This is a genomic window from Psychroserpens sp. BH13MA-6 (genome assembly GCF_052983595.1).
In genome coordinates, this window is the sequence record NZ_JBRJGE010000005.1 from 163984 (window position 1) to 184892 (window position 20909).

Here is a 20909-nt window from a genome sequence, read left to right on the forward strand (position 1 = left end):
CAATTAAAACGAAGACATATATGGCAATTTTAAATTTTCAGAAGCCCGATAAAGTAATCATGATTGATTCTACTGAATTCGAAGGTAAATTCGAGTTTAGACCATTAGAACCAGGTTATGGATTAACTGTTGGTAATGCTTTGAGAAGAGTATTATTATCCTCTTTAGAAGGTTTCGCAATCACCTCTGTGAGAATTGAAGGTGTAGACCACGAATTCTCAACCATAGCAGGTGTTGTAGAAGATGTAACGGAAATGATCTTGAACTTAAAGCAAGTAAACTTTAAGCGTCAAATTGATGAAGTAGATAACGAGTCTGTTTCTATCTCCATTTCTGGACAGAATCAAATTACCGCAGGTGACTTTCAGAAGTTTATCTCTGGATTCCAAGTATTAAACAAAGACTTAGTGATTTGTAACTTGGATCCTAAAGTGAACATCAATATGGAAATCACTATCGAAAAAGGGAGAGGTTATGTGCCTGCTGAAGAAAACAAAAAAGCTTCTGCACCAATAGGAACTATCTTTACAGATTCTATTTACACACCTATAAAAAATGTAAAATACAGCATCGAGAATTTCCGTGTTGAACAAAAAACCGATTATGAAAAATTAGTTTTTGAAATCATCACAGATGGATCTATTCATCCAAAAGATGCTTTAACTGAAGCTGCTAAAATATTAATCCACCACTTCATGTTATTCTCTGATGAGCGTATCACCTTAGAGGCGGATGAAATTGCACAAACAGAAACTTATGATGAAGAATCACTTCACATGAGACAATTATTGAAAACTAAATTAGTGGACATGGATCTTTCTGTACGTGCTTTGAACTGTTTAAAAGCAGCAGAAGTAGATACTTTAGGTGACTTAGTATCGTTCAATAAAAATGATTTAATGAAGTTCCGTAACTTCGGTAAGAAATCTTTAACAGAGCTTGAAGAGCTTGTGAATGTTAAAGGGTTGAACTTCGGAATGGATTTAGCAAAATACAAATTAGATAAAGATTAATACGTCATATTTTGCTCCTCAAAGTGGGTTGTAGCAAGATGATGATTAAAACAAAACGTCATGAGACACGGAAAGAAATTTAACCATTTAGGAAGACAGACGGCTCACAGAAAGTCGATGTTAGCTAATATGGCTTGTTCATTGATTGAACACAAACGTATCAACACTACAGTTGCTAAGGCAAAAGCTTTAAAACAATTTGTAGAGCCAATGATTACAAAGTCAAAAGAAGATACAACACACAACAGACGTATCGTTATGTCTAGATTAAGACAAAAGGATGCCGTCACTGAATTGTTCAGAGAAGTGGCTGTAAAAGTAGCTGATCGTCCAGGTGGTTATACAAGAATCATCAAATTAGGAAACAGACTTGGTGATAACGCTGATATGGCCATGATCGAGTTAGTAGATTACAATGAGTTGTACAACGCTAACAAGCCAGCTAAGAAGTCGACACGTAGAAGTAGAAGAGGTGGTTCAAAGCCAGCAGCTGCACCAGTAGAGACTAAAGCAACTAATGAAGAAGAATAAATGTTAATAAGCATTTAATATATAAAGGATAATCTATTTTAGATTATCCTTTTTTTTATGCAATTTTGTAAAACTTTTTAATATAATGAGCTATCAAAAACGAAAAAAAGCCCTAATTCTTTTAGCCGACGGTACCATTTTTCATGGGAAGTCTATAGGGAAAGAAGGCACTGCCTTTGGCGAAGTGTGTTTCAATACTGGAACCACTGGTTATCAAGAAATTTTTACAGATCCATCGTACTATGGACAACTCATGGTAACGACCAATGCACACATTGGAAACTACGGAACTTTTGCTGAAGAATCTGAATCCGATTCCATTAAGATTGCCGGATTAATTTGTAGAAACTTTAGTTTTAATTATTCGAGACCTATCGCAGATAAATCTTTAGAAACATTTTTAGAAGATAATAATCTGTTAGCGATTTCTGATGTAGACACGCGCGCACTCGTCAGTCATATTCGTGATAATGGCGCTATGAACGCTGTGATTTCTACAGAGGTAGATAATATTGAAGGATTGAAAAAGCAATTGGCCGAAGTACCAAGTATGGAAGGCTTGGAGTTGGCATCTAAAGTATCGACCAAAGAACCTTATTACTTTGGTGACGAAAATGCAACCTACAAAATTGCTGCACTAGACATTGGAATTAAAAAGAATATTCTACGTAATCTGGCCAAACGAGATGCCTACATAAAAGTATTTCCTTACAACGCTACTTTCGAAGAATTGGAAGCCTTTCAACCAGATGGTTATTTTCTATCGAATGGACCAGGCGACCCTGAACCTTTAGAAGGTGCTATCACGCTTGCCAAAGAAATTATCAAACGTGATTTACCCTTATTCGGAATTTGTTTAGGACACCAAATTATTGCTTTGGCCAATGGCATATCTACTTATAAAATGCATCACGGACATCGAGGAATTAATCATCCTGTGAAGAACTTAGTGACAACGAAAGGAGAGATCACTTCTCAAAATCACGGTTTCTCTATCAATCGTCAGGAAGCAGAAGCACATCCAGACTTGGATATTACGCACTTGCATCTCAACGATGATACCGTAATGGGAATTAAAATGAAACACAAGAACTGCTTCTCTGTGCAATACCACCCAGAAGCGAGTCCTGGACCAAATGATTCGACTTATCTATTTGATGAGTTTATACAGAATATCCAAAAAAACTAATAAAGAAATGGCAATGAAATTTAAAAATCATTGCCATTTTTATGTCACGAAAACATTATCGTTAAGATAATATGTAATTCTGCTTGGCTGAAATTCTAAGTAGACCAACTATTTCGTAAATTTGACGTATAAATTAAAATAACTTAAACCAATTAGAATGAGCATTATAATTAACATTCATGCAAGACAAATTTTAGATTCACGTGGTAATCCAACTGTTGAAGTTGATGTGGTTACTGAAAACGGTATGTTGGGAAGAGCTGCAGTTCCTTCTGGAGCATCTACAGGAGAACATGAAGCCGTAGAGCTTAGAGATGGTGGTAAGGCCTATATGGGAAAAGGCGTGTCTAAAGCTGTAGACAATGTAAATAATGTGATTGCTCAAGAACTATTGGGAGAATCTGTATTTGATCAGAATAGAATCGATCAACTTATGATCGAATTAGACGGTACACCAAACAAATCAAAATTAGGTGCTAACGCTATTTTGGGTGTGTCATTGGCCACTGCTAAAGCAGCTGCTGGAGAATTAGGAATGCCATTATACCGTTATGTAGGTGGTGTGTCTGCTAATACCTTACCTGTACCAATGATGAATATCATTAACGGTGGTTCACATAGTGATGCGCCAATCGCGTTTCAAGAGTTTATGGTAATGCCAGTAAAAGCTAAAAACTTCACCCATGCCATGCAAATGGGGACCGAAATTTTCCATCATCTTAAAAAAGTATTGCATGACAGAGGCTTGAGTACTGCGGTTGGTGATGAAGGTGGTTTTGCGCCTAACTTAGAAGGTGGGACAGAAGACGCCTTAGAAACCATTGCTAAAGCGGTTGACAATGCTGGTTATAAGTTAGGAGACGACGTCATGATTGCTTTAGATTGTGCGGCAGCAGAATTTTATAAAGACGGCAAGTATGATTACACCATTTTTGAAGGTGCATCTGGTCAAGTAAGAACAAGCCAAGAACAAGCCGATTACTTAGCACAATTAGCTGAAAAATATCCCATCATTTCTATAGAAGATGGTATGGATGAAAATGATTGGGATGGCTGGAAGTATCTCACGGAAAAAATCGGAGATAAAGTACAATTGGTTGGTGATGACTTATTCGTGACCAATGTAGAACGTTTGTCAAGAGGTATTGAAAACGGCATAGCAAATTCTATCTTGATTAAAGTGAATCAAATAGGAACCTTAACAGAGACCATTTCCGCAGTAAATATGGCACACAATGCTGGTTATACCTCTGTGATGTCTCACCGTTCTGGAGAAACAGAAGATAACACGATTGCCGATTTGGCTGTTGCTTTAAATACAGGTCAAATTAAAACAGGTTCTGCATCACGTAGTGACCGTATGGCAAAATACAATCAGTTGTTGCGTATTGAAGAAGAATTGGATGACGTGGCTTATTATCCACAGGAAAAGGCCTTCAAGATTCAGTAATCTACAACAAGTTTAATATCATGAACCTATGCGATCCTTCGTGTAGGTTTTTTTGTTAGAAGGAATACAATAATCCGTTAGTTAATTCATACTGTGTTTTAGGAATATCTGAGCTCACGGGAAACGCATCGTGAAAATAATTGAAATTGGTCTTAAAGGCCAAATTTTTAAAGAGCTCTATGAGTAACGAGGTATTGGTTGAAAAACGGTAATCCTTAAATGCTGAAACTTTAGGTTGATAGTAGCTCGTGCTAATTATGCTGATATGGTCTTTCGGATACAGACTGAAGGATAAATAAGCGCTGCCACGAATATCTTTCTGAACTCTATCTGTCAGTACCTGATCGGCTTTTTCGTATTCATACATTATTAGCGTTCCGAGATAGAAGCGATAATTATCGCTAGTCGTCAATTTAAATCGCGGACCAGTGCCTAGCAGTCCTCTGAAATCAATTTTAGAGATAGCATCATATTGTGCTTGTCCGAAAGCTTCCCATTTAACATGTTCTGAAAGACGCCTGTTATATCGCAAATGCTGCGTCCCACGATTCACAAGAGAATTCCCTTCAATACGTTGTAAATTCAAGTCATTGACAAAAAGCCATAAATGGATTTGATTATTGTATTGCACATGGGCTTTATTGGCAATTCTGAAAATCTCATTTTTATTTTTTATCAAGGAGACATCCAAGCTTACAGAGCCTGTCCATTTGGCGGAATCTGAAACCTTCCGAAGCGTTTCCACATTGACCACTTGGGCCGTCGATAGATATGTGGTTAAGCAAAATAAAATGATGAAATAACGCATGGTATTTTAATCTTTTCACAAATGTATTAATTATCATGTTTGGTTGCAGGAATAATCTAAAATTGAATCGTAATCAATTCCGCAAGAAAGCACTCCTTAGATCTATCAATTTTATGAATATCACAATTGTTAAAAGCATTATAAATAGACTTCGTAAATCCTTAGATATTTCGTAAATTAGCAATCCGCAAAGTAAAATAATCTCTAACAAAATTTTAATACATACATGTCAGATAAAGCTACACTAGAAATTAATGGACAAAAGCACGAATTTCCATTAGTTACAGGTACAGAAAATGAAGTTGCAATCGATATCAAATCACTTAGAAGTGCTACTGGTGGTGTCACGACGATTGATCCAGGATATAAAAACACAGGTTCTTGTGAAAGTGCCATTACGTTTTTAGATGGTGAAAAAGGGATTTTAAGGTATCGTGGCTATTCCATTGAGGAATTAGCTGAGAAAGCAGATTTTCTAGAAGTAGCCTATTTATTGATATTTGGTGAGTTACCAACACGTGACGAATTGAACAAATTTCATTCTGATATCAAGAAGCACGCTGTAGTGGATGATGATATTAAGAAAATTCTAGATGCATTTCCGAAATCGGCGCATCCAATGGGTGTTTTAGCTTCTTTAACAAGTGCCTTGACCGCTTTTAATCCGTCGTCTGTGAATGTTGAATCGGAAGAGGATATGTACAATGCGATTGTTAGAATTTTAGGGAAATTCCCAATTTTGGTCGCTTGGACTATGCGCAAGAAAAAAGGCTTACCATTAGATTATGGTAGTTCATCATTAGGTTATGTAGAGAACATCTTACAGATGATGTTTAAACGTCCTGATGAAGACTATAAGCAAAACCCAATCTTGGTGAATGCTTTAGATAAATTATTAATTCTTCATGCTGATCATGAGCAAAACTGTTCTACATCCACTGTAAGAATTGTAGGCTCATCCCACGCTGGTTTATTCGTTTCTCTTTCTGCAGGTATTTCTGCTTTATGGGGACCACTTCACGGTGGTGCGAATCAGGCCGTTTTAGAAATGTTGGAAGGCATCAAAGAAGATGGTGGTGACACTAAAAAATACATGGCGAAAGCCAAAGACAAGAACGATCCGTTCCGATTAATGGGCTTCGGTCATCGTGTTTATAAAAATTTCGATCCAAGAGCTAAAATCATTAAGGTCGCTGCAGATGAAGTGTTAGGTGATTTAGGAATTGAAGATCCAATTTTAGATATAGCGAAGGGCTTAGAAAAAGAAGCTTTAGAAGATTCGTATTTCGTGGACAGAAAATTGTATCCGAATGTCGATTTCTATTCCGGTATTATTTACAGAGGTATGGGAATCCCAACAGAAATGTTCACGGTGATGTTCGCATTAGGACGTTTACCTGGATGGATTGCACAATGGCGTGAAATGCGTTTGAGAAAAGAACCAATTGGTCGTCCACGTCAGTTGTATATTGGCGAGACTCATCGTCTATTTAAGACCATCGATAACCGATAGTTTTAAGAACAAGTCATTTAAAAAGCTCCATAATTATTATGGAGCTTTTTTTATATTTGTGACATGATACAACTCAATGTCAAAAACGAAACGTCGCGCCTTCGGACTGTGATTCTAGGAACTGCCAAAAGTAATGGTCCGACACCCAAATTAGAGGACGCTTATGACCCTAAGTCGGCGGAACATATCAAAGCTGGGACCTATCCTATTGAAGCCGATATGGTAGCTGAAATGACCGCTGTAGCTGAAGTATTTGAAAAGTATGATGTCACGGTTTACAGGCCAGAAGTCATTCAAGATTGTAATCAAATATTTTCTCGTGATATAGGTTTTGTGATTGATGATTGGTTTATCAAAGCCAACATTTTACCAGATAGAGAGGAGGAGTTAGACGCGATTCAATATGTCATTGACCAGATGGATCCGAATAAAGTATTGCGGCCGCCTGAAGAAGTGCATATTGAAGGCGGTGACGTGATTGTCTGGAATGACCATATTTTTATTGGGACCTATCGCGAACCAGATTATGCTGATTATATCGTGGCACGCACAAATACACAAGGTGTAGATTACATTACCAATTTATTTCCTCATAAAATCGTTAAAAGTTTTAACCTTCGGAAATCGCAAACCAACCCTAGAGATAATGCCTTGCATTTGGACTGTTGTTTTCAACCTATAGGTACCAATAAGGCCATCTTACATAAAGAAGGCTTTTTAGAGGAGGAAGAGTATGAGTGGTTGCTCAACTTTTTTGGAGAAGCGAACTGTTTTATCATTTCGAAGGAAGAAATGTATCAAATGAATAGTAATGTGTTTTCTATCGCTGAGGATGTCATTATTTCAGAACGCCACTTTACACGCTTGAATGCTTGGTTGCGTTCCCACGGATTTACAGTGGAAGAAGTGCCTTATGCTGAAATCGCTAAACAAGAAGGCTTGTTGCGTTGTTCCACCTTGCCTTTAGTGAGGGATTAACGCAAAATCATGTTCTATTGTTCTTCGGAAGGGTCTTAGCTATACATCATCTATGCCGATGATGCAAGTCTTTAAAGCAGCTAATAACGTTGAAAGAAATATTCAAAATTATATCCCTTGGAAAAGGTATCGTGACATTGATTTGAGCATCTTATTGAAAACACAGAGATTGGTGATCACTGATACTTTTATGGCATAGACTTAACCAACTTGTTAAGAAACGAATGCCTTTTAATTTTTTTCTATCAAATCTAAGGCTTTCTCTAGCTCTAAATCGCGATGCTTGATAATATCCTCTCTCGTGTATACGGTTTTAATGTCTGGAACCACACCTGAATTTGTACTTGAGCCCACAGTAAATTCTCCCATAATAGGAGCATCAATTTCAATCTGTGAATTAGGCAGTGTTAAAAAAATGATTTGTCCACCATTGATGCCATTTAAGTTACCACCCGTTTCCTCTCCGATAATAATGCCTAAGTTTTGAGTTTTAAATCGCAAGGCTGTGTAATAGGCTAAAGATGTATTGGCAGCACTGGTTAATAGGTATAAACGACCATTAAAAATGTCTTTGTCATTGGCTGGCTTTGGTTGGTCATAATTTTCTTTGAAGATATAATAGCCATCTGAGTTCATTTCATTGGCTGGATGAAGTTCATAATACCATGGGTCATTTCCCCATGTTTTTATATGAGGTTTTAGCTGTTCTGCAAACGATTGGTAGCGCGTTCTTCCTTCTCTTGAATATACAGGATAGTCTTTTGTTAGATAGGAAAAAAGCTCGTTAGCCATCTCGTCATTGCCACCTGTATTCTCGCGAATATCAATGATAAGATTCGAAATACCTTGTTCCTGAATTTGTTGAAACGCCTGAGCTAAAAACGCTTTATAGTCAATGGTCATGGCTTTCCATCCTGATAGTCCGAAAGAGTTTAAGGTGAGTTTGGCGGTAGTTTCAGACTGTATTTCAAATGACCACATGTCATCTCTAGTTTTAGGAAAATCAGGATAGCGAGATGCCAGAATTGACGACCGTTGTTCGCGTTTTAACGTTGACACTTTTATCCATTCGATGTCATCGGTATTTGGGCCTTGAATTTTAAGAGTTATCTCATCGTTTACAATAGGATATAACAAGGGATAGAATACATCAAAGGCGTTATATCTAAAATCAAAACCATGGACTTGCATTTTGTTGATTCGGTTTTGGTCTGTGTCACCATCAGCTGCGATATAATGGATCATGTTATCTCTGATTTCCTCGACATTAACGTTATTAATGGAGAGAATTTTTGTCCCTCTTTCGAGTAATGGGTTTTCCGAGGCATTTCGGATAATAATCATGTCATCATCAATCCATTTGAACGTAAAAGGCAACTTGTCTTTTTGATAATGAATGATAGAATTAATTAGTTTTGTTTGATTATTAAATCCAGCTTTGGTATGATCGCATTGTAGTAATGCCATCATTTTTGAGACAGCGAGATAAGCTTGCTGATAGGTTAAAGCCGTACTAAATGTTTCTTTTAAATGGTCTAAACCTTCTTTGATGGTTTTCTCAGAATTATAGCGATACGTACCTGGATGAATCTCTAAAACTAAGGCTTCAATAAGATGGTAGTCTTCTAATAAAAGATGGGGAGGAATCGAATTTAAGGTGCTAATATCAATTGCTTGTTCCACATTCCAAATCCCTTCCTCTAGGAATGTTGCTTTGGAATTGCTTAGTGAAAGCGTTCGATTAGAAGTGTTTTCCCACTGTACCACAGTGTCATTTTCAAAAATCACGTATTTGTATTGTAATTCGGAATCTGATTTATCAAATGCTAAGGTGACGCTATAGGTTTGGTTTTGTTTATTCAGTTCAATAGATGTATCCCAACGTAACGGAGCTTTATTACCTCGAATTCCCACTTTCATACCTGCAGAATCGGGTATTTCAGAAACCTTAAAAGTGACCGAGTTCTGAGCGTAAAAGCATAGATTAAAGAGGAGCAAGCTTAAGATCAGTATAGACTTCATTTCTCAGGATTTTTGTCGCACAACTTTCTGGTCAATAATAGGTTGTGTGTTTGAATCCTAATTTAGTAAATAAATTGCAGATAGGATGTTCTGCAGGAATGTTTGTCAGTAAACTAGAATTGACACATACGCGCTTTAACTTGCATATTAGCTCTGAGCTTCTTACAAAAATCTGCTAACGCAATGTTCGCAATACCTGTTCGAGTCTCACAGATGTTCTATTCGGTTGTTATTTGCTTAGTGCGAAACGTAAGCTATACAATACTCTTAACGAAAACAAACAAGAGATAACACCTTTGCAGTTTTCCGAAGAATCACAAGTCAACAGAATTATCTATATGTGGTAATGTAAACAAACCACTGTGAGGGACCTTATGGAGTGATTTAACTGTTATGCATCGGGTATTTCGGGAATGTAGACAAAATCGATGTCTATTTGATTGCCATATTTTATGACAACTGAGCATAACACAGACACACTATGTCCATTGTGAACAGCAGGTTGCATTACAGGTAGTTTCCTTAGGACTCTTAAGATTTCCCCTTGTATAGTTACCTCTGAATTTCTGACCTTCATGCCAGTCACGTTTCCAGACGTGTTGATTATAAAGAACACATCTACGTGTTTTGGTTCTGAAAGATGTAATTCTTTCGATAGCTCTAAGTTAAATTCTCGTTTTATAAAGGCCGATACCTTATCTTTGAAACAGGTCCTTGTTTCGTCTTTTGAAAGTTCCTCACAGCCATCATAGATTGGTGCAAAATCTACATCTTTCAATAGCATCCTTTCTTCAGGATCGTAATTTGCCAAACCGTCATTGTGAGAAACAATGCTGCATAAACCTAACAATGCCTCTTCCTCTTCTTTAGACATATGTCCTTGAGCCATCACCTGCTCTTGAACCGCATTAATTTTCGTTATCAATTCACTTTCTATGGGTGCTGAAGTTTTTGACGAATCTTGACAAGACACATATAACAGCGTAAAAGAGATGATTGAAACAGCTGCTAAAATTTGTGATCTTTGTCTTCTTTTCAAATAGAATTTCATAAACGTTGTATTATCGGTTGTTGCCAACGAGTTAGTATTATACCTTAAGTTAAGACTAAAATAGTCATAAATCAACCTTCAATATGTAAATAGCGGTAGATAGCAAAGATTTGTAAGGAATCAACAGTTTTAGGTTGTTAAATAGCATTCCAAATGTTGGTAGAGACATCTGATATCAAATTCATTGAATCCAATACTTACCTCATTACGGTTATACATTGTTCGAGACCGTTTATTATTCTTATTGATACGTATGACGCATTTCGAAAATGATTTCGCCGCCATTCATAATATCTTGATGTGATAATACAGTTCCTTCTAATACTTTTCCATTCACGGATACGCTTTTCACATATACATTGTCTTTACTTTGGTTATTGGCTTTAATCGTAATGGTTTTGCCATTATCTAAATGAATGGTCGCTGCTTTAATTAACGGACTGCCTAAGGCGTAATCTGCTGATCCAGGTGTTACGGGATAAAACCCTAAACTGCTAAAAATGTACCAAGCACTCATTTGTCCAGCGTCATCATTACCGCACAAGCCATCAACCGTTGGTCCGTACATCGTGTCCATGATCATACGAACACGAGCTTGTGTTTTCTCCGGATGCCCAGTCCAATTATATAAATAGGGAATATGATGACCAGGTTCATTACCATGCACATAATTCCCTATGATGCCATCACGAGTGATATCTTCATGATTTTCGATGTATTTTTCTTCAATGTCCATCGTAAAAAGGGAGTCTAATTGTTGCGTAAAGCGCTCGTTTCCACCCATCATGTTCACCATTTTTTCAATATTTTGCGGCACGTATAAGCCATAATTCCAAGCATTTCCTTCAATAAAACCTTGACCATGCGTATCCATTGGGTCAAAGTTTTTTCTAAAGGTACCATCCGAAAGTTTAGGACGCATAAAACCGATAGAAGTATCATAAACATTATTGTAGTATTCTGATCGCTCCATGAAATTTTCGGCTGTAGATTGATCGCCTATCTGTTTGGCCATTTGTGCTATACACCAATCGTTGTAAGCATATTCTAAAGTTTTAGATACGGAAGAATGGCTTTTATCATCAGGCACATATTTAAATTTCATATAATCACCTAAACCATCAAAATAGCTTACGGAAGCCGTATTTACTGAAGCTTCAAGCGCTCTTTTTTGGTCAAAATCACCAACATTTTTAGCCATAGCATCAGCAATAACAGAAGTAGCGTGATAACCAATCATGCACCAATTCTCATTAGCATAATGGCTCCAAATTGGAAGCATATCATGGACACTTTGATCGTGGTGCGCTAGCATGGATTTGATCATGTCATTATTCCTTTTCGGTTGTGTGATATTGAACAAAGGATGTAAAGCACGATACGTATCCCAAAGGGAAAAAGTGGTGTAGTTGGTAAATCCTTCAGATGTGTGAATATTTTGATCTAACCCTCGATATTGTCCGTCCACATCTTCATAGATAATGGGAGAAAGGTTTGTGTGATACATCGCTGTATAAAAGGTTGTTTTTTGTGCTTCTGTCAACGTTTCAATAGCAATTTTAGACAGCTCTTTATTCCATTTATCGCTTGTTTCTTTGTGCGTTTTGTTAAAATCCCAATGCGGAATTTCAGCCTCTAAGTTGTTCATAGCACCTGCTGAACTCACATTAGACAAGGCAAATTTAATCTTGATTTTTTCACCTTGCTCGGTGTCAAAATTGAAGAAAGCACGTAAATCTTTTCCTGCCATTTCTGGGAAATTTTCGGTTTCGTTAAATCTTCTATAAAATCCGTTATAGGTTTCTTTATCATACTTTTTATAACCATAGCTTTTAAAGGCTTTAGAAAATTTAGCTGCAAAAAAAACTTTTTTATCTCTTGCCCAACCTTTGGTCTGCCTATAACCAGTTATGGTAGAATCGTTTTCTACCCGAAGGAAGGTCCAGACGTTTTTATTGTTGTGATGATACACATTATAAACCAAATCTAGAATGATATGTGCCTCATCAGATTTTGGAAAGGTATACTGGTGAAAACCAACGCGGTCACTAGCGGTTAATTCGGCTTTGATATTGTAGCTGTCTAAATCCACTTTATAAAAACCTGGCGATGCTTCTTCATGATCGTGAGAAAATGTTGAATAAAAACCCTTGTTACCATCAGAAGTTTCCAGCGGATCAAGTATCAAATTACCAACCGTTGGCATTACTAAGAAATCGCCTAGATCAGAATGTCCTGTACCACTAAAATTGGTATGAGCAAAACCGATAATGGTGGAGTCTCGGTATTGGTAGCCAGCACAGTATTCATAGGTGTCAGGATTATAACTACCATCTTCTTTAAACATCATTTCAAAATTGGTTTGCGGACTTAATTGCACCATGCCAAAAGGTGCCGTAGCTCCTGGAAATACATGTCCCATTTTACTGGTACCGATGAATGGATTAACGAACTGGGTATAATCCTTTTTTGATTTTTCCGAAGTAGTGATGTTCTCTTGTGCGTCATTACAAGAATTTAGTAATGTAAGACAACACAAGACCATGAATAGGTTTCTCATATGTATGTAATTATAACCAACGGTTTAGTGTATGATGTCGTTGCTAGTTCAGCAACTAATATAACCATTACCCATCGAATAAAAAATGTGTGTGAATTTTCAGAAGGAAGCGAGAACAGGCATTTACTTGTAAGCTTTTCTAAGCGTTAGTATTGCTTCTGTTTTAATTCATTAAGATGACATGTAACGTTTCCAACGATATGATATTTTTAGTAACAAGGGTGGCTGATGTTACTTAAATTTAAATAGTATTTCTCAATAGGTTACTAAGGGTATTTTGTAAGAAGGGTAACAGTTTTTCTACCCTCAAACTTTTGGTTTTAACACAAACTTTTTTGCATTTAGGATACGGTTATAACATTCGGTTTTTCTGTTATAAATGTCATAAAATCCTTAATTGTTCTTAAAATGAAAATTTTCATTTAAAACCTAACATTATAGTTCTCATAATAAAAAAAGGAATTATAATAATCACGGATCCCCATAAATTGCTTGGTGTGAAAGTTTCTGGAAAATTATTGACTACAAAGAACATTAACAGCGCACCTATAATTATAGACACATGCAAGATTAGCATATTGGGTGTAAACAATCCGAAACTAACTAGAACAGGCTGTTTTGTTTTGTGAATAATTAGACGTTCTATGAACACGAATATTAAGTTGATGTTAAAAAACCAGTTTTTAAAAAACAAAATTTCAAAATTGGTTTGTATGATGTCTTGGTTTTTCCAATTAACCATAAAAGCAAAAAAAACAACAATGAAAATAAAGTAAACACCCATTTGAATCAAAGAACTGAAAATAGAGGTTCTTTTTAGATTTGTAATGATGGCGTTTTCATTGGTTTTTATAAACGCTCTATCTACAATAATTCGTACGAGCTCGTAGCACCAAAAAAAATATATAACATAGAAAATCGTAGTTCTACCATTAGCAATGGCAAGCGTAGTAAGTACTGTAAATGCTAGAAAATCCCATTTGGCATAATGCTTTGTATGTTTTTCTAAAATTGAGTTCATAATTTTATAGTACTTTTTTATGAATTATTCGTCGTGGTTAAGTACATAAAAATGAGATGAGTTAAAACTTACGGCAACTAATATGTTCATAACAGATTCGGTATGTAATTGAATACTATGGTTGGTTTGAACTTTATTATATATTTTTTTGGAGACATCGACATTTCCAAAGTTTGTAACCAAGCGATATAGTGTACGGCTTCTATTGGATGATGCTTTAAATTTATCCAAAACCTGAACGGTTTTTAGTTGTTTGCGTTTTACATTTCTACTAAACTTAGTATATTGGTTTAAAAGAATAAGTAGCTTAACCGACGCATATATAGAAACCACAATGACAGGAACTAGAAAAATAAAAATACCTTGCCATAGCAATATTAATAGAAGGAAATAGGCTACAATAAAAATTAATTGCGTTCTTAATTTTTTGAAAAATATTCGTTTCACTAGCTCAATTTCTTCTTTATTTAGGAATTGCGTACTATGTTGAATTTGGTTTGGAATTGAATATATTTCTTTGAAATGAGTGATATTCGATTCTTGATTTTTTTCTAAAATGGTAAAAGCTAAAATTTCTTTTTTCTTCGGACTTAGCTCTAAATAAATTTTGTTGCCTACTTCAGCTTTGTTGTATTCAACATATGAAACGCTAAATTCTGTGTTATCAATACTTAATCCGTAATACGTTTTTGTGGAAGTACGTCTGAAACTATTTCCTGATTTTGCATTAAATCTTTTTGAAGATGAAAAGTGTTTGCTGATATGTTTATCTGTAATAAATCCTGTGTAACAATATTTAATGCCTTTTTTAAAATCAAGGAAAGTGGTCCAGATTATATAGCTTATTACAGCAGAGAATACTAGTCCGAACAGCGAAAATACGACTATAGGAATGCTCGTAAAATGACTTGGTGTTAATACATACTTGTAAATAAAAATGAATATAGCACCAACAACAATCAAAAAGGCTAATGCATATATATATTGTTGGCTCAGCTTTTTTCTGTCAATAGATGATAATGGTTTTATCTTGTATCTTGGTTCTGTCATGCAAAAAGGAAAGGCGTCTACCTTTTTAATAAGGGAATTTCAATTTCGTTAGATAACTATTCTTTTGATGTTTTGGAATAATCAACTATTAATTCTCCTGCTTTAAATTCACCATAAATTAAAACATTGGTCTTTTTATCTAATTTTACACCAAGTCCGGTAATAAAACCATTGTGGGCAAAGGCACCTCTATAAACATAGGTGCTCGTAAAAAATTGACCAGAATAATTTATTTTACCTAAATCGTCCCAATCGCCCATATAACTATTTCCGTTGGTCCACATATAAGTACCAGCTTTGTAGTGTTTACCGTCTTTAAATAAGCCTTCGTATACATCACCCTGATCATAGGTCATGGATCCATAACCATTCACGCAGTTGCCCAAGCAATTTCCATTGGTTTTGCCTTTAGAAAAATCATTAAAAAGATTCGTGATTAGTTTTCCTTCGCTGTAAATACCAGCTTGAACGGTTTCACCTTCATTAACATAGTAGCCATAACCGTGTTGTCTTCCGTTTTTCCACTGGCCATAATATTGTTCGTCCTTTTGTTTCCAAAAATAAATTCCATAACCACTTCGTTGTCCGTTTTCAAAATTACCATTGTATTCATCGCCATTTGCAAATTCAAACTTTGCAAAACCATGTAATTTTCCATCCTTAAAAAACCCTATAGCCTTACTACCTCCTTCAAAAATAAAAGTCCCGTAACCATCTTTACAATTTCCAGATAGACATGACGTATTTGTCGTGTTATTTTCTGCCGATGGCGTATTCTTTGGGTTCAAAATCTTATCCACTGCAGCATTAAAATAGCGTCCTTTACTAAAAAATTGAGGTTTAGAATTGCTATAGTCTTTTAAAACATAAGTATGTTTGCCATTTATGGTGAGTACAAAATCTTCTGTACCTTCAATATAACCGGCAACTCCGAAGCCTTTAGTTTCTATTCCTTTAACATAAAGATCAACACCTTTTTTTGTGTTATTAGGCACATACCAAACATCGCTTTCTTTTGCAGTCATAGAGAAAATAGGATAAGCTTCAGTCGTGTTAGTATCATTCCCAAAAGCTTTTTCTGCAAAATAAACGTCATCACTTTTTGAGTCTCTGGCTATAATGTGCTGATATTTGGCTTCGTACTTCCATTGTCTGTTTGAAAATAAAGTTGACGTTCCATATTCTATTAATAAAGCGGCTTTCCCGTCACTAATGAGTATATTATTGCCTTTTGCTAATGGCTTAAATGGAATATTTTGGTTGAGCATAATAGATGCATCGTAGGCATTTGTTGCTATGTAATATGTAGAAGTAAAAGGATTGTAGAAAATATAATCGTTATTGAATTTATTATATAAACTAGTTTGGTCTATTTTACCATTTACATATAAATGTGGTTTCGCTAATCCACCTTTTAAATTTAAATCGCCTGTGGTTTTTTTTAATACGGCATTTTTATCGAAATTCCCGTATTCACTATGATAAATGATACTTTTTACAAAAGGACTGTGCACTTGTTTGCCATTTAAATCTGTTTCAACTCTTTTTATCCAGTTGCCTTGCGTGTCGTATTCATATTTAAACAGCGTTTTATCACTGTCTTTTTTGGCATGTCGTGCTACTAATAATCCATTCTCATAATATTCTATTTGTGTCGCTTGTAGTGCTCCTTCAGGTGATTTTGATATGATAGTTACCTTGAGTGTTTTTCCTTCTTTTTCGTAAAAATATTCTTTTGTTTCATAGGCATAAATGGCTTTAGTCAAACGGTTTTCTTTGTCATATTTATAAACGCGCCCATCATCAAATATTAGGTTGCCAGCGGCATCATATTTATACTCATCAACTGAACCGTCAATGTTTGTGATGGTAATAGGCCTATTAAACTGGTCATAAGATATCCGTTCTCTTTTTTCTAGGTCAATCCATTTTCCATCGATATCATAAAACGTGAAGTTTGCTTGAAATACATCACCTTTAAGCGGTGTTTTCTTTAAATTAATTCCTTTTGGTATTGGGTTTAAAGGTGCCTTAATACAATCTATATTTTGAGTAAACGCTGAAGAATATATGCCAATAAGTGTTATTATTATAATAGATTTATGCATCATGAACTTTTAATTTGGGTTGACAATTTAGAGTAGGTGTTTGATTTAAAAAATACGACAGATTACGTATTTTGATGTTTTCATAGTCACATTCGTTTTTTTCAAGTCATCTAATAGTTGACGCTCTTGGAAATGAGTAGTAGTCTGCTTTAGTACATAAAGTTGTAAGTATTAAGCATAAAAAATCTGTAAGATACGAGCGAATTGACACGTTTTTAGTAGTAAAGGCGACTGATGTTACTTAAATTTAAATAGTATTTCTCCTTTTTTGTTGATATATGCTGAATGTCCATCTTTTAAGTTGACTTTGGCAATGCCACCTTTAAAATTTTCATTGTCATATTGAGAAATATTGAACTCTAAGTCGAAAGCCTTATGACCAGTTTTGTCAATATACATGTTTTCACGTTGAGCTGTGCTCACAACGGCTAGTCCTTCTGAAAATACGCCTCCATAAACGTATTTAAAATCAATGACTGGATTACCACTATAATCTATATAGCCATAATTGCTGTTGGGTTTTCCGGCAAAAATATAATCAGATTTATGGTAATCGTCCGAAATGTGCGTGTATTCAGGTGGCACAACATAGTTACCGTTGAGGTCTATTATTCCATAAAGCTTTGTTTGCTTGTCTTTAACTTTTGCATACCCATTTTTAAAATCGGTACCAGAAACATAATCAAATGGTATAACTGTATCACCATTTTTGTTGATATAACCAGTCCTTTTCCTATCGTTTGTTTGAGCTCGAATTAGGTGATCACTTATTTCGTAAATGATATAAGGTTTCAACGGAAATAAAAAGTCGCCATTCATAGCTACCAGCGTGCTTCTTGGCGGATGGTTGTAGCGGTGAACGTACATGGTGATGGTCCCATTTTTTACACGCTCATCTAAATTTACAGTTTCACCTTTTGTGACTTGGTGGGCATTATTTTTATAAACAGCAACCGGATTAAGAACTATATGAGCGTTTTTATCGATGACCACTTTTTCCGACCAATTTGGTTCAACAACGGCAAATCCTTCGTTAAATGGATACGTTTTGGCGTATTGACAAGCGATAACTAATTCCCCATGCATGTTTACGTAGCCAAATTCACCATCAACTCTGACAGATGCCAGACCTTCAGAAAAATCTCTAGATATATCGTAAGTTGGTTGATATTTTGCTTCAATTACAATGTTACCAGTCACATCAATATAGCCAGCTTTACGTTTAAAGCTCACATATGCCAAGCCTTCACTAAAAGAACCAATTTCATCAAAAATGGCTTCGGCTACGATATCTCCATCCGCATTAATCAAACCGAAGAACCGACCTTCGGCAGTGCGCTGATGAAATTTGTAAAGTTGCGGATTGTTTTCTTGACTTAATCCGGACGTTACCAGAACAAGTATTAATGTGATTGTTAAAAGGGGAATTTTTCTCATAGGTGATGTTGTCATTTTTGTATAAAACCTGAGGATCTTGGCGATATTTTAGCAGCTAATTTAGTAAATAAACACCAGACAGAACATCCACGGGACACGAGCTAAGTGAACCAACACCAGCGATTTTCAGGAGCAAGGATAAACAAGTTATTACTTACAGCTTTAGTTAGTTCTGGTTATTTTCTAATATGTAATTTTTTAATTGTGACAGCCAATCATCGTTAAAATCAAAAGTGATGTCTGGTTCAATACCTTGGGATTCAAACTCAAGATAATCTGAATGTTTTTTAGAAGTAAGAACTGCTATGAATTTATTACAAGGCAAGGTATACTGACTATCTTTTATCTCATAGGCTAGTGATCCATTCGTTCTTGAACCAAATACCAGACAGTTATCTAGTTTTCGTAACCTTTGCGTAAATTGCTCAGCATTACTTGCAGTCCTGTGATTAATTAATACATATAGCTTGTTTTCTTTGGCATAGCTTTTTAGAATCTTGTATAAGATGTCAGAATTTCGTTTACCACCACCACTATTATTTCTTAAGTCAACAATAACGTTGGGCTTGGTTAATTGTCCTTCTAGCGATTTATAAAACCTCTCAGCTTCAGATAGTGTTGGATTCCAAGAATTAAAACTTCCTATTTTGAGGTAGGTTATCGCGTCAGAAAGCTCGTCACGATAGTAGGTGTTTTCTGAAGGTACGTTTATTGCATAATTGGTTTCAGAGCTATCTTTTTGAAAGCCCATAAAATAAAAGAAGCCGTTTTCTATTCTTTCTGTGTAGGCAATTAATCGTTTTGAGCTCATACTTCCGCCAATGCTCAAGAGGTAGTCATTCCCAAATGGTATGAGATTGTATATTATTTCTCCTACTTGCCAAATATCAGATTGGGAATCGAGAATAATAGCTTTGTAATTATTGTTCTTATTACTTTTATATACACCAATAGTTATCAGGTTGTCTCTGTTGTAAATACCCTCTATATCCGATTTTGTTTTCGCTTTCAAGACAATTCTCAAGCTGTCTAAATCCATAGTTGGTTTCGGATAAGTATTGAAAATTTCTGATGTTTTAAATTCGCTGAACTTCTCAGAATCTGCTTTAATCTCATCAATGGCTCCTTTATCTATACTATAAACTCTACTGTGATTATCGTTTAAAGAAATCAATAATTCATTCAGTAAGAAATGACAATCGAACATCGAACGTACATGAGCTACTTCCTTTAAAGCGCTTGAATATGAGGCATTATAGGCTTTTTTGTTGATTTTATAAGCGGGTGTTTTTCTAATTTTTGAATCCAGGAATTTTAAGTCAGTCTCACAACTGCAATCCTTTTTTTGAGAATAGGCATTCGTTATTAGATTACTTATTATGAACAATAATAATAGGCGTCTTTTCATGGAGCGTATTTTTTTAAGGTTAAAGGTCTCGAATAACCGTTAGTTGTGTGTTGTTATGTTTTATTTGGATAAGCATCGTTACCTGCTGACATTTCTTTTTTCAAGTCTATATCGGTTCATGCCACAATCGGCATTTAATATGTCAATTTCCGCTTCGTTTTTTGTTATAAATGTAATGAATCTATCTTCATAATCGTGCCAAGTTCCTCCAATAGGTGTTGCTCTGCAGGTTTCTACCAAACTAAAAATGTGCCTTCCAGATTGCACAATCATGCCTCCAGGTTTTGCTCCGATATTCAATGCTTTGGTACGTTCTATAAAAGTCTTTTGAGCTAATAGGTATGCAGGCGGATTTTCTTTTGAGCTCGATGTTATTAAAGCAAAGGTTTTGAGGGCATTCAATTCACTCTGATAATTAGCAACAAACAGAATAAAATGCTCATAACCAGTCGGCGCGCTATGTTTTGGATAATTTTTATTGGAATAAGCAACGATGTTTTGAAGTCCGACGTTCTCAAAAATGTCTGTATGTTTGGGTTTCGTCGAATCAGTAGGAGTGTAGGTGTGCTTTCTGAAATGATCTTGCAACACCTCTTTGGCAAATAGTTCAGCAGTATTTGAGACATCGGTCTCCGATTTCGATGCTGTTTTTCGTTCTATTTTAGGTGCAATAATTGGCTCTGAATGCTCCAGAGACTTTGGTGCTTCTGCTTTGTCATGACACGAGCAAAGAACCAAGAGTATTATGAGGCATATGTGATGCTTCATTC

Annotated in this window: 16 protein-coding genes; 6 read left to right on the forward strand and 10 right to left on the reverse strand. The window is 35.7% G+C overall.

The features are described from left to right. Window positions 1-20 precede the first annotated feature (20 nt). From ACU8DI_RS12055 to eno, 4 genes are all read left to right on the forward strand, one after another. Window positions 21-1013 (forward strand): DNA-directed RNA polymerase subunit alpha, encoded by a 993-nt coding sequence (locus tag ACU8DI_RS12055; protein ID WP_298903618.1) that lies wholly within the window; start codon window positions 21-23, stop codon window positions 1011-1013. 60 nt (window positions 1014-1073) lie between these two features. Then, the gene (gene rplQ / locus ACU8DI_RS12060; protein ID WP_447113031.1) at window positions 1074-1544 is read left to right on the forward strand and encodes a 50S ribosomal protein L17; all 471 of its coding nucleotides are present in this window, start codon (window positions 1074-1076) and stop codon (window positions 1542-1544) included. Window positions 1545-1629: 85 nt separating this feature from the next. Further along, the gene (gene carA / locus ACU8DI_RS12065) at window positions 1630-2733 is read left to right on the forward strand and encodes a glutamine-hydrolyzing carbamoyl-phosphate synthase small subunit (RefSeq protein ID WP_447113032.1); all 1104 of its coding nucleotides are present in this window, start codon (window positions 1630-1632) and stop codon (window positions 2731-2733) included. Window positions 2734-2890: 157 nt separating this feature from the next. After that, window positions 2891-4183, forward strand: coding sequence for a phosphopyruvate hydratase (eno, locus tag ACU8DI_RS12070; RefSeq protein ID WP_447113033.1), 1293 nt, complete (start codon window positions 2891-2893; stop codon window positions 4181-4183). 55 nt (window positions 4184-4238) lie between these two features. Here eno and ACU8DI_RS12075 read toward each other — a convergent pair whose 3' ends face one another. Then, a complete protein-coding gene (locus ACU8DI_RS12075; protein WP_447113034.1) occupies window positions 4239-4991 on the reverse strand; it encodes a DUF481 domain-containing protein in 753 nt (250 codons plus the stop codon). Between the two features lie 226 nt (window positions 4992-5217). Between ACU8DI_RS12075 and ACU8DI_RS12080 the strand changes: the two genes are divergently transcribed. Continuing rightward, entirely contained in the window at window positions 5218-6504 is a 1287-nt protein-coding gene (locus tag ACU8DI_RS12080; RefSeq protein ID WP_447113035.1) for a citrate synthase, read from the forward strand. A gap of 63 nt (window positions 6505-6567) precedes the next feature. Next, window positions 6568-7482 (forward strand): dimethylarginine dimethylaminohydrolase family protein, encoded by a 915-nt coding sequence (locus ACU8DI_RS12085; protein ID WP_447113036.1) that lies wholly within the window; start codon window positions 6568-6570, stop codon window positions 7480-7482. A gap of 231 nt (window positions 7483-7713) precedes the next feature. On the opposite strand, the gene ACU8DI_RS12090 is transcribed toward ACU8DI_RS12085, so the two are convergent. The 9 genes from ACU8DI_RS12090 to ACU8DI_RS12130 all read right to left on the reverse strand — a co-directional run bounded on the left by ACU8DI_RS12090 (window position 7714) and on the right by ACU8DI_RS12130 (window position 20907). Continuing rightward, window positions 7714-9504: a S41 family peptidase gene (locus tag ACU8DI_RS12090; protein ID WP_447113037.1), complete on the reverse strand. Its 1791-nt coding sequence runs from the start codon at window positions 9502-9504 to the stop codon at window positions 7714-7716. A gap of 391 nt (window positions 9505-9895) precedes the next feature. After that, complete coding sequence (locus ACU8DI_RS12095; protein WP_447113038.1) at window positions 9896-10555, reverse strand: hypothetical protein; 660 nt, start codon at window positions 10553-10555, stop codon at window positions 9896-9898. Window positions 10556-10796: 241 nt separating this feature from the next. Next, on the reverse strand, window positions 10797-13115 hold the full coding sequence (locus tag ACU8DI_RS12100) for a GH92 family glycosyl hydrolase (RefSeq protein WP_447113039.1): 2319 nt from the start codon (window positions 13113-13115) through the stop codon (window positions 10797-10799). Between the two features lie 418 nt (window positions 13116-13533). Continuing rightward, window positions 13534-14136: a hypothetical protein gene (locus ACU8DI_RS12105; RefSeq protein WP_447113040.1), complete on the reverse strand. Its 603-nt coding sequence runs from the start codon at window positions 14134-14136 to the stop codon at window positions 13534-13536. Window positions 14137-14160: 24 nt separating this feature from the next. Continuing rightward, the gene (locus ACU8DI_RS12110) at window positions 14161-15186 is read right to left on the reverse strand and encodes a hypothetical protein (protein WP_447113041.1); all 1026 of its coding nucleotides are present in this window, start codon (window positions 15184-15186) and stop codon (window positions 14161-14163) included. A gap of 56 nt (window positions 15187-15242) precedes the next feature. After that, window positions 15243-17297, reverse strand: coding sequence for a hypothetical protein (locus tag ACU8DI_RS12115; RefSeq protein WP_447113042.1), 2055 nt, complete (start codon window positions 17295-17297; stop codon window positions 15243-15245). 234 nt (window positions 17298-17531) lie between these two features. Next, window positions 17532-18731: a WG repeat-containing protein gene (locus ACU8DI_RS12120; RefSeq protein WP_447113043.1), complete on the reverse strand. Its 1200-nt coding sequence runs from the start codon at window positions 18729-18731 to the stop codon at window positions 17532-17534. A gap of 166 nt (window positions 18732-18897) precedes the next feature. Further along, window positions 18898-20139: a S41 family peptidase gene (locus tag ACU8DI_RS12125; protein ID WP_447113044.1), complete on the reverse strand. Its 1242-nt coding sequence runs from the start codon at window positions 20137-20139 to the stop codon at window positions 18898-18900. A 78-nt stretch (window positions 20140-20217) separates the two neighbouring features. Then, window positions 20218-20907, reverse strand: a complete 690-nt coding sequence (locus tag ACU8DI_RS12130) for a hypothetical protein (RefSeq protein ID WP_447113045.1) — start codon at window positions 20905-20907, stop codon at window positions 20218-20220. Window positions 20908-20909 lie beyond the last annotated feature (2 nt).

What these genes read in the sequence shown, in the direction of transcription:
- ACU8DI_RS12055 (WP_298903618.1), top strand. Translation starts at nt 21, where the DNA reads ATGGCAATTTTAAATTTTCAGAAGCCCGATAAAGTAATCATGATTGAT.
- rplQ (WP_447113031.1), top strand. Translation starts at nt 1,074, where the DNA reads ATGAGACACGGAAAGAAATTTAACCATTTAGGAAGACAGACGGCTCAC.
- carA (WP_447113032.1), top strand. Translation starts at nt 1,630, where the DNA reads ATGAGCTATCAAAAACGAAAAAAAGCCCTAATTCTTTTAGCCGACGGT.
- eno (WP_447113033.1), top strand. Translation starts at nt 2,891, where the DNA reads ATGAGCATTATAATTAACATTCATGCAAGACAAATTTTAGATTCACGT.
- ACU8DI_RS12075 (WP_447113034.1), bottom strand. Translation starts at nt 4,991, where the DNA reads ATGCGTTATTTCATCATTTTATTTTGCTTAACCACATATCTATCGACG.
- ACU8DI_RS12080 (WP_447113035.1), top strand. Translation starts at nt 5,218, where the DNA reads ATGTCAGATAAAGCTACACTAGAAATTAATGGACAAAAGCACGAATTT.
- ACU8DI_RS12085 (WP_447113036.1), top strand. Translation starts at nt 6,568, where the DNA reads ATGATACAACTCAATGTCAAAAACGAAACGTCGCGCCTTCGGACTGTG.
- ACU8DI_RS12090 (WP_447113037.1), bottom strand. Translation starts at nt 9,504, where the DNA reads ATGAAGTCTATACTGATCTTAAGCTTGCTCCTCTTTAATCTATGCTTT.
- ACU8DI_RS12095 (WP_447113038.1), bottom strand. Translation starts at nt 10,555, where the DNA reads ATGAAATTCTATTTGAAAAGAAGACAAAGATCACAAATTTTAGCAGCT.
- ACU8DI_RS12100 (WP_447113039.1), bottom strand. Translation starts at nt 13,115, where the DNA reads ATGAGAAACCTATTCATGGTCTTGTGTTGTCTTACATTACTAAATTCT.
- ACU8DI_RS12105 (WP_447113040.1), bottom strand. Translation starts at nt 14,136, where the DNA reads ATGAACTCAATTTTAGAAAAACATACAAAGCATTATGCCAAATGGGAT.
- ACU8DI_RS12110 (WP_447113041.1), bottom strand. Translation starts at nt 15,186, where the DNA reads ATGACAGAACCAAGATACAAGATAAAACCATTATCATCTATTGACAGA.
- ACU8DI_RS12115 (WP_447113042.1), bottom strand. Translation starts at nt 17,297, where the DNA reads ATGATGCATAAATCTATTATAATAATAACACTTATTGGCATATATTCT.
- ACU8DI_RS12120 (WP_447113043.1), bottom strand. Translation starts at nt 18,731, where the DNA reads ATGAGAAAAATTCCCCTTTTAACAATCACATTAATACTTGTTCTGGTA.
- ACU8DI_RS12125 (WP_447113044.1), bottom strand. Translation starts at nt 20,139, where the DNA reads ATGAAAAGACGCCTATTATTATTGTTCATAATAAGTAATCTAATAACG.
- ACU8DI_RS12130 (WP_447113045.1), bottom strand. Translation starts at nt 20,907, where the DNA reads ATGAAGCATCACATATGCCTCATAATACTCTTGGTTCTTTGCTCGTGT.